This is a genomic window from Neisseria sp. Dent CA1/247, from assembly GCF_022870825.1.
Taxonomy (GTDB): domain Bacteria; phylum Pseudomonadota; class Gammaproteobacteria; order Burkholderiales; family Neisseriaceae; genus Neisseria; species Neisseria zoodegmatis.
In genome coordinates this window covers 1,078,403-1,094,000 of the sequence record NZ_CP091522.1, presented here as the reverse complement: position 1 = coordinate 1,094,000, position 15,598 = coordinate 1,078,403, and the positions used below count along the sequence as shown (strand labels likewise).

16 protein-coding genes are annotated in these 15,598 nt (G+C 51.6%); 5 read left to right on the top strand and 11 right to left on the bottom strand.

Features of this window, described 5'->3' with window-relative positions; all coding sequences use genetic code 11:
- Window positions 1-198: 198 nt before the first annotated feature.
- From LVJ85_RS05315 to LVJ85_RS05280, 8 genes are all read right to left on the bottom strand, one after another.
- Window positions 199-1,914: an AMP-binding protein gene (locus LVJ85_RS05315; protein ID WP_244742173.1), complete on the bottom strand. Its 1,716-nt coding sequence runs from the start codon at window positions 1,912-1,914 to the stop codon at window positions 199-201.
- A gap of 12 nt (window positions 1,915-1,926) precedes the next feature.
- The gene (locus tag LVJ85_RS05310; protein WP_054619215.1) at window positions 1,927-2,409 is read right to left on the bottom strand and encodes an SHOCT domain-containing protein; all 483 of its coding nucleotides are present in this window, start codon (window positions 2,407-2,409) and stop codon (window positions 1,927-1,929) included.
- Window positions 2,410-2,490: 81 nt separating this feature from the next.
- A complete protein-coding gene (locus LVJ85_RS05305) occupies window positions 2,491-3,477 on the bottom strand; it encodes a Fic family protein (protein ID WP_244742170.1) in 987 nt (328 codons plus the stop codon).
- 179 nt (window positions 3,478-3,656) lie between these two features.
- Window positions 3,657-4,196, bottom strand: coding sequence for a septation protein IspZ (locus tag LVJ85_RS05300; protein ID WP_244742167.1), 540 nt, complete (start codon window positions 4,194-4,196; stop codon window positions 3,657-3,659).
- 153 nt (window positions 4,197-4,349) lie between these two features.
- The gene (locus tag LVJ85_RS05295) at window positions 4,350-4,595 is read right to left on the bottom strand and encodes an acyl carrier protein (protein WP_244743065.1); all 246 of its coding nucleotides are present in this window, start codon (window positions 4,593-4,595) and stop codon (window positions 4,350-4,352) included.
- A 10-nt stretch (window positions 4,596-4,605) separates the two neighbouring features.
- On the bottom strand, window positions 4,606-4,863 hold the full coding sequence (locus LVJ85_RS05290; RefSeq protein ID WP_054619218.1) for a phosphopantetheine-binding protein: 258 nt from the start codon (window positions 4,861-4,863) through the stop codon (window positions 4,606-4,608).
- Window positions 4,860-5,618 carry a 1-acyl-sn-glycerol-3-phosphate acyltransferase gene (locus LVJ85_RS05285; protein ID WP_244742164.1) on the bottom strand — a complete coding sequence of 253 codons (759 nt, stop codon included), beginning with the start codon at window positions 5,616-5,618 and terminating at the stop codon, window positions 4,860-4,862. Before LVJ85_RS05285 ends, LVJ85_RS05290 begins: the two co-directional genes overlap by 4 nt.
- A complete protein-coding gene (locus LVJ85_RS05280) occupies window positions 5,618-6,361 on the bottom strand; it encodes a beta-ketoacyl synthase chain length factor (RefSeq protein WP_244742161.1) in 744 nt (247 codons plus the stop codon). Before LVJ85_RS05280 ends, LVJ85_RS05285 begins: the two co-directional genes overlap by 1 nt.
- 183 nt (window positions 6,362-6,544) lie before the next feature.
- Here LVJ85_RS05280 and LVJ85_RS05275 point away from each other — a divergent pair, with 183 nt between their 5' ends.
- Window positions 6,545-7,039, top strand: coding sequence for a thioester dehydrase (locus LVJ85_RS05275; RefSeq protein WP_244742158.1), 495 nt, complete (start codon window positions 6,545-6,547; stop codon window positions 7,037-7,039).
- Between the two features lie 111 nt (window positions 7,040-7,150).
- Here LVJ85_RS05275 and LVJ85_RS05270 read toward each other — a convergent pair whose 3' ends face one another.
- Window positions 7,151-7,732: a superoxide dismutase gene (locus LVJ85_RS05270; RefSeq protein WP_244742156.1), complete on the bottom strand. Its 582-nt coding sequence runs from the start codon at window positions 7,730-7,732 to the stop codon at window positions 7,151-7,153.
- 198 nt (window positions 7,733-7,930) lie between these two features.
- Window positions 7,931-8,419, bottom strand: a complete 489-nt coding sequence (locus LVJ85_RS05265) for a DUF456 domain-containing protein (protein ID WP_085363244.1) — start codon at window positions 8,417-8,419, stop codon at window positions 7,931-7,933.
- Between the two features lie 286 nt (window positions 8,420-8,705).
- On the opposite strand from LVJ85_RS05265, the gene LVJ85_RS05260 reads away from it, so the two are divergent.
- From LVJ85_RS05260 to LVJ85_RS05245, 4 genes are all read left to right on the top strand, one after another.
- Complete coding sequence (locus LVJ85_RS05260; protein ID WP_244742153.1) at window positions 8,706-9,680, top strand: class 1 fructose-bisphosphatase; 975 nt, start codon at window positions 8,706-8,708, stop codon at window positions 9,678-9,680.
- Window positions 9,681-9,916: 236 nt separating this feature from the next.
- A complete protein-coding gene (locus tag LVJ85_RS05255; RefSeq protein ID WP_244742149.1) occupies window positions 9,917-11,629 on the top strand; it encodes a proline--tRNA ligase in 1,713 nt (570 codons plus the stop codon).
- 163 nt (window positions 11,630-11,792) lie between these two features.
- Complete coding sequence (locus LVJ85_RS13440; protein WP_370686935.1) at window positions 11,793-13,844, top strand: DNA methyltransferase; 2,052 nt, start codon at window positions 11,793-11,795, stop codon at window positions 13,842-13,844.
- 94 nt (window positions 13,845-13,938) lie between these two features.
- The gene (locus tag LVJ85_RS05245) at window positions 13,939-14,814 is read left to right on the top strand and encodes a type IIL restriction-modification enzyme MmeI (protein WP_370686952.1); all 876 of its coding nucleotides are present in this window, start codon (window positions 13,939-13,941) and stop codon (window positions 14,812-14,814) included.
- Between the two features lie 124 nt (window positions 14,815-14,938).
- On the opposite strand, the gene LVJ85_RS05240 is transcribed toward LVJ85_RS05245, so the two are convergent.
- Window positions 14,939-15,595, bottom strand: a complete 657-nt coding sequence (locus LVJ85_RS05240; RefSeq protein ID WP_244742146.1) for a YceI family protein — start codon at window positions 15,593-15,595, stop codon at window positions 14,939-14,941.
- Between the last annotated feature and the right edge of the window lie 3 nt (window positions 15,596-15,598).

Here is a 15,598-nt window from a genome sequence, read left to right as displayed (position 1 = left end):
AATATAATAACAACTCCAATATTGAGATGTAGAGGCGGATTACATATCCGCCCTATACTTGGCAAGACTGGAATGTTATTTATCCGACTACACGTGAAGCCGCTGTTGAATCTCAATGCCTATTGTTGAAATTCACATAGCGGGCGGATATGTAATCCGCCCCTACAAATAGCCCGGCGTAGTCGGCAAAGCATTTTTTCAGACGGCCTCAAACGCCCCAAACACAATCCGCCCCGAAGCGCACACCGCTTCATGGTTTTCCAGCTTGAACGTCAATTTGTTTTTATCCGCATCGTATTTCAACTCTGCAAACACTTCATGATGCGGGCGCAGGAATTGCTGGTATTTCAGGTTTTCCACGCGCACGACGCTTTGCCGCCCCCAGTCGAAACGTTCGGCCAAATCGCGCACCCATTGCAGCTCGATCACGCCGGGCACCAGCGGGAAATGGACGAAGTGTCCGCCGAAATACACCAAATCCAGCGGCACCCGGCCTTGAAAGCGGTGGGCTTCTGCATTTTCAGACAGGCATGGCTGCCATTGCGGAGCGGTTTGCGCTTCGGTAAAGGCCGTCTGAAAATCGGCGGCGGTGATTTTGGATTGGGCATTGCGCGGCAAAGCGTCGGTGAAACGCCAGTAGCGCGGCAAAGCCACTGTGTCTTGCGTGGCAGCAAGGTGTTTTTTCAACACCGCCGCCACCGCCGCCCGCCCCTGTTCCTGCAAGGCTTGGATGCCGTCTGAATTCAACGCCGCCCACACGGCGGGGCGTTTGTGCTGCGGGTGCTGGGCGCAATAGGCATCGGCAATCCATTCATGCGCCAACAGGTCATGTTCGATTTGGTTTAATGACACGCGTTTGTCCTCAAATTTAATAATCCGGTCTTTCCGGCCGAGCAATAAAAAGCCTTCGGGCTGCATTTCCACCATATCGGCGGTTTGGAAGCGGCCGTTTGTCCACGGTGATTGCGCCCACAATGCACCGTCTTCGTCCTGCCCGATTTCCACGGCGGCAAAGGGCTGCCATTCGCTACGGTGCCGGCGCGACGCAATCACGCCGGTTTCGGTGCTGCCGTAAATCTCAAAAGGCCGCACGGCATGTTTTTCGAGCAAATCGGCTGTCGCCTCCGGCAACGCGCCGCCCGCCGACACAATCCCCGCCACTTTGCCGCCCACCGCCTGCCAGTTGCGCGCTTCGCCCAAGCGGTTCAACACCGCCGGGCTGGCAATCCATACCGATTGCGCGTGCGCCGCAGTGGCGGCCAGCAAGGTTTCGGGATACACATTTTGCAGGCGGTCCATCGTCCAACCCATCGTGAGCGCGAGCGCGAAACGGAAGGTAAAACCATACATGTGCTGCGGGCTGACGCTGCCGATTACGGTTAAACCCTCCTGCCGAAACGGCACGACTTCCGCCAATGCCAAAGCCTCCGCTTCCATCTGCGCCGCCGTTTTTACCACCACCTGCGCGCCGCCGGTCGAGCCGGACGTTTTCAGACAGGCCTCGGCATCTGCGGGAATCAGCAGATTATCGGGCATCACAATTTCAGACGGCATATCGCTTAACACAGCGGGAATATTGTAAACCTTACCTGCACAAAGGCCGTCTGAAAACGCTTTTTCATGCGGCGCATCCGTCAGCCACACATCCGCCGCATTACCCCAATCCACATTATCCTGCGCCAAATTCGGCGGCAACAACACCCGCACCCCCGCATGCCACGCCGCCAGCACCGCACAGGCAAAAAACGCGGCATCTTCAAACCACAAAGCGGCAGTTTGCACGTTTTGCATTTTCAGACGGCCTGAGAGGTAAATAACGGCGCGGTTGAAATCGGCGCGCGTCCAATCGGGGTTGGTGGCGATTAGGGTGGTTTGCGGGAGGGTTGAGGATAGTGTCTGGGTAAGATTATTCATAATATTATTTTGTTAATGACCTAATATTTTTGCTTTTTCTTTATTAAATTCCTGCTCAGAAAGCACACCTTGATCTAATAATTGTTTCAAATTTATCAATTTTTTATATTTGCCATCATCAAAATTATCATTATCTATCGATTTTTCTACACATATAAAAATAATTTCAATTCTAGGCCAATTGCCAAACATATGAGGAGGTACAGAAGTTCGCTCTCTTATGGCCTTCATTTGCTTATTTTCCTTGTTACAAAACTCATTCGCTCTTCTTTCTGCACTACTTCGTATCGCAGAAGAAGGGGTCGCTCCTGTCGCTCCTTGATGGAAAATTCTATATTCTTGGGCATTATTCTCATTGATACCAACAATACTTTCTTTACCTTTATATATCAGTGCCGTATCAAATCTAGAAACGCCTGTTTCAACAGGCTGAATTGCAGATACAGTTGTGCAACCGGCCAAAATAAAAACTAATAACATATTAAGTTTGTACATAATTTTTTCCCATTTGTGTTTTATTACAGCTAAAAAATAACATCTAATTAACGATTAGCGAAGAAAGTTTCCAAGTAATTTTTACTTCAAAGGCTTTGCCAAACGGTAAACCCTACCTTTGCCCGTTCCCACCGCTTCCAGCAACCCGGCTTCGGTCAATTCCGCCAAATATTTTCTGACGGTCGCCGCTGATTTTCCGGTCAGTTGCTGCGCCCTGCTGTTGGAAATTTCAGCGTTTTCCTCAAGGTAGCGGCGTATCGGCAGATAGGCTTGGCGGGCTTTTTCGCTGATTTTGGCGTTTGCAACATCATTCGTTGCATCAAGTGCGTAAGCTTTCAAGGTTTGAAGCACCATATCGAGCATAAACTCAACAAATACGGTTGAATTGTTGGCTTTATCAGCCTCGGCCAAAACACGGTAATAGCCCTGCTGATTGCCGTACACCATCGTTTCTACGGGTATCCACGCAAATAAGGGATTCCAGCTGCTCAACATCACGCTCTGCCACAATCTGCCCATGCGGCCGTTACCGTCTTCAAACGGGTGGATCATTTCGATTTCATAATGCACGACGGCACTTTTTACCAACATGGGCGTATCGTCGGTTTCTGCCCATGCAAACAGTTTTTCCATCAAATCGGGTACAAACTGCGGTCGCGCGCCCATGTGCAGCAATGTGCCGTCGGCAGCAAAAATACCGACATCTTTATGGCGGAAACCACCGGCCCGGCGAACAATGCCTTCGGTTAACAAACCGTGTGCTTTAAGAAAATCGCCGATGCTGTATGGGTTGAAATTCAGGATTTCTTCATACGCATCGTAGGCATTTTTCACTTCTTGAATTTCTTTCGGATTACCCAACACCCGCTTGCCGTTGATGATGTCGGTTACTTGTTCTATGGTTAAAGAATTGTTTTCAATGGCTAAAGACGATTGAATCGAGCGGATGCGGTTTTCTTTACGCAAATGCAGGTTGCGTTCGTATTGAAATTGCAAGCGGCCTATGATGTGTGAAATTTCTACGATCAGGTTAAGAATGTGGTTGGTAATACTGAAAGGCGGCTTCATTGCGGTGTTTCCTGAATGTTCAGACGGCACAAATTGGAATATTGAATTATACCGCTTATTTTATCGCTCTTTATATCGCTTATTTTATCGCTTATCTCTTCCTATTTGCCCTCATCGCAAGAGGCCGTCTGAAAAGCCGGCCTGTTTGTTGGCGCGTACTTTTGAATTTTCAGACGGCCTCAAACCTTCAACACCACTTTCCGGTAAATCCACTCTCCCGCAAACAACGTGCCCATCAACACATAAGAAATAATCCCCGTATAAAGCGCCCACCAATCATGCCTGTCTGAAAAAGCCAGCAGCGCGGAGGTGGCGGCGTTGAAGATAAAAAAGCCGCACCAGATTTGGGTTATCCGGCGGGTATAGCGTACGCCTTCGGGCGGGAGGTCGGGGTCTTGCAGGCGGGCGAGGCGTTCGATCAGGGTTTGTTTGGCAAACAGGCTGGTGCCGAACACAGCGAGCATCAGCAAGTTCACGGCCACGGGATACCAATACATGGAATCAGGCCGTCTGAAAAGAATGACTGCGGCGAAAAAAGCGGCGAGCATTAGTGAAACGGCTTGTTGTGCGCGGGTTTTCTGTATCGCGGCGCGTATCAGCCATAAAGCGCACATGGCGGCAGCAAGCCAGAAAAAAGCGCCGTGTTCGTGGCCGTAATACCACAGTAAGGGATAGGCGATGCTGAGTATGACGAGCAAAACTTGGCCGATGATTTTCATAATGGCTTTGGAATGAATATTGTTGAACGGTATGGGCAAAACAAGTTTTCAAACGGCCTCTTTCCTTCAAGGCCGTCTGAAAATTAATCCGAACATAGCAAAACGGCGGGCAAGCATGCCCGCCCTTCGGCTCAAGGATAGATTCAATGTTGCTTATTCGGCATCAATTTTTAAGACGGCCTGCACCACATCATCTACGGTGCGCACGTTGCGGAAGTCTTCGGCTTTGAGCTTGCGGCCGGTTTCGCGCTTGATGTGGTCGATTAAGTCGATGGCGTCGATGCTGTCGATTTCCAAATCTTCATAAAGATTGGTTTCCGGCTTGATGCGCTCGGGTTCGATTTCAAACAGATTCACCAAAGCATCAGTCAGAATCCGGCGGATTTCTTGTTCGGTCATCATTCACTCCTTATGCTTGGCGGCTGCGGATGAAGTCGGCCAATGTGGCTACGCTGGCAAAGTGATCGCGCAGATTGTCTTTTTCGCCGTCGAGCTGGAAGCCGAAGGTTTTTTGTACGGCCAAGCCCAATTCCAAGGCATCTACCGAATCCAAGCCCAAGCCTTCGTCGCCAAACAGCGGGGCATCGGTTTCGATATCTTCGACGGTGATGTCTTCCAAACCCAAGCTGTCGATGATCATTTGTTTGATTTGTGTTTCTAAGTTCATGTTGTTTCCCGTGTGAAATAGTCTTGCAAATAAGTGTTTAAACGTCGGGCGGCGATGGGTAGCGGCTTCTCAGCCAACCAATCTTGCGGATTAATGTCTTCGCCGACCGTAATTTCGTAATGTATGGTGCGGGGTGGGATTTTATACCATGGCTGGCCTTTTTTGAAATTCGGCGGATTCATTTTGATGCACACGGGCGTAATCACTTCGGCACTTCTCAAACCGATGGATACCGCGCCGCGGTGCAGCTTGATTTGCCCGTCCCAACCCGTACGTGTTCCTTCTGGGAAAATCAGCAGGCTTTGCCCGCTTTTAAACACGGCATCCACTTCTTCCATCATTTCCAGCGATTCGTCGTTGGGAATATAACCCGTGGCGAGAATCTGACTTTTCATGGAGGGATTGTTCAGCAAATCTTTTTTGACGATGCAGTTCATCTGCGGCACATGGCTGACCAGTAATACCACATCTAGCAGCGACGGGTGATTGGCCAACACCAACTGCCCCGGGCGACCAAGTTTTTCCGCACCCTTGAATGTCACGCGCAACACACCCGACCACTCAAGGTAGCCGATAAACCATTTCCATACCCTGCCGATTAAACGCCGCGCAGCTATTTGGCGGGGAATATCGCCTTTGGTGCTTTTCAAGGTGTAAGGCAAAAGAACGATTTTGAGCAATACGCCCACCACGCCGAATAAGACGAATCCGAATAAAGTGGCAAGGAAACTGCGGCAACGGTTCAACATCTTCATCAGCTTTTCTGCCACAACCAGCGGTAATGGCGGTAATTACGGGTATGTTCGGACCGGTCGGAAAGCATGAAGCGTATCCAATCCAAAGCCCCCCAATAAGACGCCTGCTCTTCCGCACCTTGGTCTGCGGAACACATAGACAAAGTATATTGTCCGCCGGGTTTCAGCACCATTGCCAGCGCATAAGCCATCGGAGCACGCTCGGCGGCGACGGCATATTCTTGAAGCATGGGATCGTCGGCAATCACCACCAACACTTGTTCCGCCCCCTCCCGCATGATGGCGTAAGCCTCGGCCAAAGCGGTTTCCAAACCGTCTCGGCCAACCGCCAATGCCGTGTTTTCGCCCATGTCTTTACGCAACATAGACCATTGGCCAACTTGCGCATTATGCACCGACAAGCCAAACGAGGTCGGCGAAACGGTATCTGTTTTCATCAATTCAAGCCACAGCTCGAAACTGCGGTTCAATTCGCCGTCGTGCGAAGCGAATACCAACGGGCTGTCGGGATAACGTTCGGCCAAATCCCACGCAGCATCGCACACCAGCCGCGCCGCCGCGCTCAAGCGACGCCGCTGCATGGCAGGCAAAAAAGACAAAGCAGGTTTGTAATCAGGCAGGGTGTCGGCAAAACCGGCATCCGCTGCCCATTGCTGCCAAGCTTCCAAGCCTGATACACGGCTTGATGAAGCCTGCCAGGCTGCAATATCGAAGGAAAAGCGGCAATGACGGGAAGAATTCATGGCGTTTCCGGTATGAAAGAAGGCGTTTATTTTAACCTAAGGTTTTAACAAAAAACAGCAATGCAATATAATCGCTTAGTTGCGGTGTCGCATGAATGGTTGTTTTACCGCTCGGCACATATCAGGCTTACCGCAACCTTTTTTTATACGCCATATCAGCCCAATTTACTCACATTACATGTTATGAATACCCCGCTTACCTGCCCGATTACTTCCGTTGCCCCTCTGCTGCCGCACAGCGGTCACATGGTACTGCTGGACTGCATTACCGATTACGGCAACGGCCATCTTACGGCAACCGCCACCGTTAAAGACAACCACATTTTGTTGCACAACGGCCGCCTTCCCTGCTTGGCCGGCCTTGAAATCATGGCGCAAGGCATCGGTGCGCTGGTGGGCTGCCATGCCGTTAATTCAGGAGAAGCGGTCAAACTGGGTTTTTTGCTGGGCACGCGCAAGCTGAACCTTTTTGCCGACAGTGTGCCCGTAGGCACGGAGCTGCTGATCAAGGTAAAAGAATCCATGCGCGATGCCGGCGGTTTCGGCGTGTTTGATTGCTCGCTTCATTGGACGGACGCTCCCGAACACGAAAAGCATTTGCTGCCTTCAGACGGCCTCTTGGTACAAGCCTCTCTGAATGTTTACAGCCCGAACGAAACCGAAGCCGAAACGCTTTAAACATATTCGGCACAAGTATTCATCTCTCAAAGTATCTCAAAGCACAAGTAAACCGAAAGGCCGTCTGAAAATATTCAGACGGCCTTTCATATCAACCGACGTTAACGGCGGTTAAGCGGCAAAGCGTTTGGCTACTTCGCCCCAGTTTACGATTTCCCAAAAGCCTTTCAGGTAGTTGGGGCGGCTGTTGCGGTAATCGATGTAGTAAGCGTGTTCCCACACGTCGCAAGTCAGCAAGGGGGTGTTTTCAGTGGCCAACGGCGTGGCTGCGTTGGAAGTAGAAACCAAGTCCAATTCGCCTGCCGGTGTTTTCACCAACCATGCCCAGCCCGCACCGAAAGTGCCTGCGGCACAAGCGTTAAACGCTTCTTGGAACTTCTCGAAGCTGCCCCATTTCGCATCGATGGCGGCGGCCAGTTCGCCGGAGGGCTTGCCCTCGCCTTTAGGCGTGAAACCCAACCAATAGAAAGTGTGGTTCCAAGTTTGCGCTGCGTTGTTGAACACGCCGCCGGAAGATTTTTTCACGATTTCTTCCAAGGGTGCGTTTTCAAACTCTGTGCCTTTGATTTGGTTGTTCAGGTTAGTGATGTAGGTTTGGTGGTGTTTGCCGTAGTGGTATTCCAAAGTTTCTTTAGAAAGATGGGGTTCCAAAGCATCTAAAGCATACGGAAGTTCTGGTAATTTGTGTTCCATTTCGTATTCCTGTGGTGGTTGTTGTCGATATCGGTTTTGGTTGTGGTGCCGCCTTTTTACCGGCGGTCTGCGCTGATTTTACCCTGTTCGTTTTCAAAGGCCAATAAAACTTATTCATGTGGCTGTTTTAAAAGCCGATAAAAAAGCAGATAGGCAGGGTTGCCCATCTGCTTGAAAAGAATGTTTAGCCTGTATCGGTTACACCAAGCTGACGACGCCCATCACAATCAAGGTGAGCAAAATCGTCAACGCGCACCCTACTTTGGCCACCACGCCGATGATGAAGCCGATAAACGTGCCGATGCTGACTTTACCTGCCGCCCATAAATCCTTACGCGCCCAAAGTTCGCCCGCGCCCGCGCCAACCAACGGCCCGAGCAGCAAGCCCGGCAATGAGAAAAACGCGCCGACCAAGCCGCCGATTAACGCGCCCCATATCGCCTGCTTGCTGGCGCCGGTAAATTTCGCGCCCAACATTCCCGCCACATAATCGGTGGCCGTTCCCAAGACTGTCACAACTGCCAGAAAAATCAGCGTATTGGTGGTAATCACCTGATAATCGCCCGCATAACCGATCAGCCATGCGCCGGCAAACATCAATCCCAAACCGGGAATGGCAGGATAAACCGTGCCGAGCAAGCCGATCAGCAGTGAAATCAGGCCGAGAATAATCAAAATAGTGGTCATGCGGTGTCCTCAAAAAAATCAGTTCGACAAAATATCATCCGCACATCTGCACAGGCCGTCTGAAAAATGCAGCCGGTGCCGATGCCGGATTTTCGGTATTGTAATCACTAATATGCAGACAAAGTTGCTTTATTACAAGATTTAAAAATGCGCCCGCCCAACCCGGATTTCTGCAGCCTGCTTGAAAGCGCAACGCTCCGGCCTCTTTAGCCAAACAGGCAAAATAAAATATAATGTCTTTTTCGCCATGCGGCCGTCTGAAAACCCATCAGCAAAGTGAGAAAATATGACCACCTTATCGCAATTCCTTCCCCAGCATCTGCAAACCAACCACATTCCCGCCGCTTTGGGCAGCGTGTTGGAATCTGTCGTCGCCGCGTGCGCGCAAATCAACGGCAAAGTGCGCCAAGGTGCGCTGGCCGGTATTTTGGGTGAAGCCGGCACGGGCAATGTGCAGGGCGAAGACCAGAAAAAACTGGACGTTATCGCCAACGATATACTGGTTCACGTTTTAACCGCCAACCCCAACGTAGCGGGCTTGGCCAGCGAAGAAGAAGACACTTTTGTCGCCTGCAATGAAAACGGCGGCTATTTGGTGCTGTTCGACCCGCTCGACGGCTCTTCCAATATCGACGTCAATATTTCCGTCGGCACCATTTTCTCCATTCTCGCCAAACCCGAAGGCGCGCTGGCTACCGAATCGTTCCTGCAAAAAGGCCGCGAACAAGTCGGCAGCGGTTATGTGCTGTACGGCCCGCAAACCCAGCTGGTGTTTACCTTGAAACACGGCGTGTTTGTGTTCACGCTCGATTCAGACGGCCAATTCGTGCAAACGCAAACTAATCCGAGCGTACCCGCGCAAACCAAAGAATTCGCCATCAATATGTCGAACCAGCGCCATTGGTTCCCGCCCATGCAGCAATACATTGCTGAACTCTTGGCGGGCGACACCGGCGTGCGCGGCAAAAACTACAATATGCGCTGGGTGGCCTCGATGGTGGCCGAAATCCACCGCATTCTGATGCGCGGCGGCGTATTCATGTATCCGCAAGACACGCGCGATCCGGGCAAACCCGGCAAACTGCGCCTGATGTACGAAGCCAACCCCTTGAGCCTGATTTTGGAACAGGCGGGCGGCGCGAGCAGCAACACCGTTCAAAACATGCTCGACATCCAACCCGAAGGCCTGCACCAGCGCGTATCGGTGGTGATGGGCAGCCGCGAAGAAGTCGAATACGTTAACAAGCTGCACCAACAATAACAACGCCCGCATCAATCCCAAGCATTGAGCGCATCGGCTATCGAGGCCGTCTGAAAACACTTTTAAGGTTTTTCAGACGGCCTTTATTCAACAGCCATACTCCCCTACTTCATACCCGAAATTTCCATTCCTTTTCCCTTCCCGCCATTCCGCCTGCCAATCCGCGCTCAAACTCCTGCCGAAAAGTCCGCATTGCGTTAGAATAGCGGTTTTTATTTTTCACGCGAAACCACATCATGAAAGCCAGTCAATTTTTCATTTCCACCTTAAAAGAAGCCCCTGCCGAAGCCTCCCTCGTCAGCCACAAACTAATGCTTCGCGCAGGCCTGATCAAAGCCAATGCTTCGGGTTTGTACACATGGATGCCGATGGGTTTGCGCGTGCTGCGCAAAGTGGAAAACATCGTGCGCGAAGAGATGAACCGCGCCGGTGCGGTGGAGCTGCTGATGCCCGTAGTCCAGCCCGCCGAGCTGTGGCAGGAAAGCGGCCGCTGGGAGTTTTACGGCAAAGAACTGCTGCGCCTGAAAGACCGCCACGAACGCGATTTCTGCATGGCGCCGACGTGCGAAGAAGTGATTACCGACATCGTGCGCAAAGAAATCACCAGCTATAAACAGCTGCCGAAAAACTTCTACCACATCCAAACCAAATTCCGCGACGAAGTCCGCCCCCGTTTCGGCGTAATGCGTGCACGCGAGTTTGTGATGAAAGACGCTTATTCCTTCCACGCCGATTACGAATCGCTGGTAGAAGGCTACAACGCCATGTACGACGCTTATTGCCGCATTTTCAACCGCTTGGGCTTAAACTACCGCCCCGTCGCCGCCGACACCGGCAGCATCGGCGGCACCGGTTCGCATGAATTCCAAGTGTTGGCCGAAAGCGGCGAAGACGTAATCGCATACAGCGACGAATCCGATTTCGCCGCCAACGTCGAGCTGGCACCGACCCTGCCGCAACAAGGCGAACGTGCCGCCGCCACCGCAACCTTAAGCAAAGTCCACACGCCTAATGTGAAAACCATTGCCGACTTGGTGGCGTTTTTGAATGTGCCGATTGAAAAAACGCTCAAATCCATCGTGGTGGAAGGCGAAGAAGAAGGCGAATTGGTATTGCTGCTGTTGCGCGGCGATCACGAATTCAACGACATCAAAGCCGAAAAACTCGCCGGCGTAAAATCACCTTTGGCCATGGCTACCCCAGCCGCCATTCAGACGGCCTTCGGCGCCGGCGGCGGCTCACTCGGCCCCGTCGGCTTCACAGGCAAAGTGTATGCCGATTTTGCGGTTGAAAAACTGGCCGACACCGTGATCGGTGCCAACGAAGACGACCACCACTACACCGGTTTCAACTTCGGTCGCGATTGCCCCGAGCCTGAGTTTGTCGATTTGCGCAACGTCATCGCAGGCGACCCCAGCCCAGACGGTAAAGGCCGTCTGAAATTGGCACGCGGCATCGAAGTCGGCCATGTGTTCCAACTGCGCGACAAATACTCCAAAGCCTTAAATGCCGGCTTCTTGGACAACAACGGTAAAGCGCAAATCATGGAAATGGGCTGCTACGGCATCGGCATCAGCCGCATCGTGGCCGCCGCCATCGAACAAAACAACGACGAACGCGGCATCATCTGGACAGATGCAATGGCGCCGTTTGAAGTGGTAATTGTGCCGATGAACTACAAAAAATCCGACACCGTGCGCGAAGCAGCCGACAAACTCTACGCCGAATTGCAGGCAAAAGGCGCGGATGTACTGCTCGACGACCGCGACGAACGCGCCGGCGTGTTGCTGAACGATTCCGAGCTTTTGGGCATTCCGCACCGCATCGTCATCGGCGACCGCGCTTTGAAAGAAGGCAATGTCGAATACGCCAAGCGTACTGACAACGAAGCGCAAAGCGTGGCTGTTGATGAAGTAGTCGGCAAAGTGTTGAGTGCTTTGGGTAAATAAAAGGCACAAGAACAAGGCCGTCTGAAAACGAGCTGTGCGGGTTTCGCTAAAAGTTGTTTTCAGACGGCCTCATTTCAATCCAGCCACTTCATCTTAAATAACCACAGCAGCCCGCGTGTTGCGATATCCGCAAAAAAACAATCAAATACAAGAGAAATAAAAAATGAATGCCTACACATACGAGCATAAATACCGTCTTGCCCAAGCATTTGCCAAACGCTGGAAAAACGAAACCCGCGAGCGCGCAGAGAAAGACACCTTTTGGAACGAATTTTTCGCCATTTTCAATCTCGACCGCTACCGCACCGCCACAATGGAATACCAAATCAAACACCGCAAAGGCAGTACCAAGTTTGCCGACGTATTTTGGGCGGGCAGATTATTGTGCGAACACAAAAGTGCCGACAAAGACTTAACCGCCGCTTTCGAACAGGCCATGGGCTATGTTGAAGAAATCCGCCACCACAACAGCAACGACGTACCGCGCTATGTGATCATCAGCGATTTCGCCCATATCCACCTTTACGACCTACACCAAAGCACGCCCGAGCCGCTGGCATTTGCCCTTTCCGAATTGCCCGAACAGATTCAAAACCGCAATTTCGATTTTATGGACGGCATCGAACGCGAGCTGAAAGCCGCCGAAGAGCTGGCCAATATCGAAGCGGCGGCATCAGTAGGCAACCTCTATACCGCCTTTAAAAAAGACGGCCACTACCCCGAGCACGACTTAAAACAATTCATCATCCGGCTTTTATTCTGCTTCTTCGCCGACGACACCCTGATTTTTACCAAAGACCAGTTTGCCGATTATTTGGCCAAATACAGCCGGGCCGACGGCGAAGATTTAGGCGGCACCATCAACCGCATTTTCAAAGTGCTCAACACGCCGCCCGAAAAACGCCCCGGCGGCATGAACGCCGAATTGAAAGCCTTTCCCTATGTAAACGGCAAACTGTTTGAAGAAGACCTGTGCGAATTTTATTTCAACAGCGAGCAGCGCGAACACCTCTTTGAATGCGCCGGCCGCGACTGGGCCAAAATCAGCCCCGAAATCTTCGGCAGCCTCTTTCAAAGCGTGATGGACAGCGTAGAACGGCGCGAGCTGGGCGCACACTACACCGAAGAAGCCAATATTTTAAAAGTCATCGACAGCCTGTTTATGGACGGGTTGCGCCGCCGCTTTGCCGAAGCCCGAAAAGCACCGAAAACCAAACGCCGCGAAGTCATTCACGCCTTCCATCAAGAAATAGGCCGTCTGAAATTTCTCGACCCCGCCTGCGGCTGCGGCAATTTCCTCGTCGTTGCCTACCGCGAACTGCGCAAGCTCGAAGACGACATCATCGCCGAATTGTTTGCCGAAGGCCAACTGCTCGACATTTCCACCATGCAGCAATGCCATATCGGCCAATTTTACGGCATCGAAATCGACGAATACCCCGCCCAAATCGCCAAAGTGGCCATGTGGCTGACCGACCACCAATGCAACCGGCGCACCTCCGACCGCTTCGGCGATACCCGCCCCAGTATTCCGCTGACCGACAGCGCCGAAATCATCAACGCCAACGCTTTACAGACAGAATGGCCCGAGGCCGATTATATTTTCGGCAATCCGCCGTTTATCGGTTCGAGTTTGCAGAATAAAGAGCAAAAAGCCGACACCCAAAGTATTTGCGGCGCATTTAAAGGCTGCGGTGTGTTGGATTATGTGTGCAACTGGTATGTCAAAGCAGCCGCCATCATGCAGGCGGCACCGAATGTTCAGACGGCCTTTGTATCTACCAATTCCATCTGCCAAGGAGAACAAGTAGAAGTGCTGTGGGGCAACCTGATCAAACAGGGCATGCAGATCAATTTTGCCCACCGCACTTTCCAATGGACATCGGCAGTGGCAGGCAAAGCTGCCGTACATTGCGTTATCGTCGGCTTTTCAGCTGATTTGAGCGAGCGGAGCGAAGCTCAAATCAGCTGCAACAGCGAGCTGCAACAGCGAGCTGCAACAGCGAGCTGCAACAGCGAGCTGCAACAGCGAGCTGCAACAGCGAGCTGCAACAGCGAGCTGCAACAGCGAGCTGCAACAGCGAGCTGCAACAGCGAGCTGCAACAGCGAGCTGCAACAGCGAGCTGCAACAGCGAGCTGCAACAGCGAGCTGCAACAGCGAGCTGCAACAGCGAAATATCTGTTCAACTATACGGATATCAAAGGGCAGCCTGAAAAGCAGCAGGTACACAACATCAGCCCGTATCTGATTGATGCCGCCAACATTATTTTTAAAAAACAGAAAGTGGTTTTGTCGGGCGAAGCCGAAATGGTTTACGGAAACAAACCGGCTGACGGCGGTCATTTGTTACTCTGCACTGGAGAAAAAGAGCAACTCGTCCGCAGCGAACCCTTGGCAAAAAACTACCTCCGCCCGTTTTTAGGCGCAGACGAATTCATCAACGGCAAACAGCGTTGGTGTTTGTGGTTTCACCAAGTCAGCGATACACGGCGCAACCATGATTTGAAACACATGCCCCAAGTTTCGCAACGAATCGCAGCGGTTAAGGCCATGAGGCAGGCAAGCACTAAGGCGGCAACCCAAAAACAGGCTGAAATACCGCACTTGTTTACTGAAATCCGCCAACCCGAAAGTGGCAATTATTTGATTATTCCTAGAGTTTCGTCAGAAACACGCAGGTTTATACCCATTGGCTTTATGGGGGCAGACACTATTAACAGTGATGCTAACTTCAGCCTCCCCAACGCCACCCTCTACCATTTCGGCATATTATGCAGCACCATGCACAATGCCTTTATGCGTACCGTAGCAGGCCGTCTGAAAAGCGATTACCGCTATTCCAACACTTTGGTGTATAACAATTTTCCGTTTCCATTTATCCGAAAGAAAAGAGAAGAACCCGATTCATCTGTGAAGAAGCACCTGCAAACCATTGAAAAAGCCGCACAGCAGATTCTGGACGCACGCGCCGCTTATGCAGCCGAGGCCCGCGCCGAAGGCTTGCCCGAACCCAGCTTGGCCGATTTATACCGCGCCGATGCCGGCTACACCCGTCTGGACAAGGCTCACGCAGCATTAGATAAAGCCGTAGATGCTGCTTACGGTTACCAAGGTAAAAATGATGATGCGGAGCGGGTGGCCTTTTTATTTGACTTGTACGAAAAAGCGGTAAGCGGTTTGTAGTTTGTAGGTCGGATTCTCGAGTCCGACAAAACAACACCAAACCACAAGGCCGTCTGAAAAATATTTTTCAGACGGCCTTGTGGTCGATGAAAGGGAATATATGAAATCGGGTCGGATTGCCTGATTATTCTTTGCGGGTAAATTCAGCGTTGAAAGACACGGGAACTTGTTCAACGATGGAGCTCAAGCCCATGACTTCAACCAGTTTGGCTACGCCGCCGACCATGTCCATGGCTTTCACGTCGAGCAAAACGGGGTTTAACGTGCTGACCATGATTTTGTCTGCGCTGATGCGTTGTACGGTCAGGTCGGCTTCAAGATTCAGTTGTTTGCCGTGAATGTCCAACACCAAAGGCTGTTTCAGGTTAACGGCTTCGCCTACGGCCAGTTTGCTCACGGCATCTACATCTACGGTACCGGTTACGTTGGCTTTGGCGAATTTAGCGGTTTCGAAAACCCAGTCTTTCAAACGTTGGTCGCGGATTTCGATGCCGGTGTTTACGCTGCTCAAATCCACTTCCATTTTGAACTCGCCGTCTTTATCCAACACGGCTTGGCTGGCGGTGAAGCGCGATTGCTCGGTAACGCTGTTCAACTGCTTGTTGATTTTGCTGCTCAGGAAGGTAATGGCAGCATCGGATACTTCCCAATCGGCGGGCGTTTGCGGAACGGCTTGCACCGCTTCTGCAACGGGTTGTTCGGTTTGTGCGCTTTCGTTTGAAGGGGAGCAGGCCGCCAGAGCGAATAATGAAGCGGCAACGATCAATGATTGTTTAAACATTCG

Excerpts from the sequence above, each read along its gene's own strand:
- LVJ85_RS05310 (WP_054619215.1), bottom strand. The coding sequence starts at position 2,409 with ATGTACAAACTTAATATGTTATTAGTTTTTATTTTGGCCGGTTGCACA.
- LVJ85_RS05295 (WP_244743065.1), bottom strand. The coding sequence starts at position 4,595 with ATGACCGAACAAGAAATCCGCCGGATTCTGACTGATGCTTTGGTGAAT.
- LVJ85_RS13440 (WP_370686935.1), top strand. The coding sequence starts at position 11,793 with ATGAATGCCTACACATACGAGCATAAATACCGTCTTGCCCAAGCATTT.
- LVJ85_RS05275 (WP_244742158.1), top strand. The coding sequence starts at position 6,545 with ATGAATACCCCGCTTACCTGCCCGATTACTTCCGTTGCCCCTCTGCTG.
- LVJ85_RS05270 (WP_244742156.1), bottom strand. The coding sequence starts at position 7,732 with ATGGAACACAAATTACCAGAACTTCCGTATGCTTTAGATGCTTTGGAA.
- LVJ85_RS05265 (WP_085363244.1), bottom strand. The coding sequence starts at position 8,419 with ATGACCACTATTTTGATTATTCTCGGCCTGATTTCACTGCTGATCGGC.
- LVJ85_RS05240 (WP_244742146.1), bottom strand. The coding sequence starts at position 15,595 with ATGTTTAAACAATCATTGATCGTTGCCGCTTCATTATTCGCTCTGGCG.
- LVJ85_RS05290 (WP_054619218.1), bottom strand. The coding sequence starts at position 4,863 with ATGAACTTAGAAACACAAATCAAACAAATGATCATCGACAGCTTGGGT.
- LVJ85_RS05255 (WP_244742149.1), top strand. The coding sequence starts at position 9,917 with ATGAAAGCCAGTCAATTTTTCATTTCCACCTTAAAAGAAGCCCCTGCC.
- LVJ85_RS05315 (WP_244742173.1), bottom strand. The coding sequence starts at position 1,914 with ATGAATAATCTTACCCAGACACTATCCTCAACCCTCCCGCAAACCACC.
- LVJ85_RS05285 (WP_244742164.1), bottom strand. The coding sequence starts at position 5,618 with ATGAAGATGTTGAACCGTTGCCGCAGTTTCCTTGCCACTTTATTCGGA.
- LVJ85_RS05245 (WP_370686952.1), top strand. The coding sequence starts at position 13,939 with ATGGTTTACGGAAACAAACCGGCTGACGGCGGTCATTTGTTACTCTGC.
- LVJ85_RS05305 (WP_244742170.1), bottom strand. The coding sequence starts at position 3,477 with ATGAAGCCGCCTTTCAGTATTACCAACCACATTCTTAACCTGATCGTA.
- LVJ85_RS05300 (WP_244742167.1), bottom strand. The coding sequence starts at position 4,196 with ATGAAAATCATCGGCCAAGTTTTGCTCGTCATACTCAGCATCGCCTAT.
- LVJ85_RS05260 (WP_244742153.1), top strand. The coding sequence starts at position 8,706 with ATGACCACCTTATCGCAATTCCTTCCCCAGCATCTGCAAACCAACCAC.
- LVJ85_RS05280 (WP_244742161.1), bottom strand. The coding sequence starts at position 6,361 with ATGAATTCTTCCCGTCATTGCCGCTTTTCCTTCGATATTGCAGCCTGG.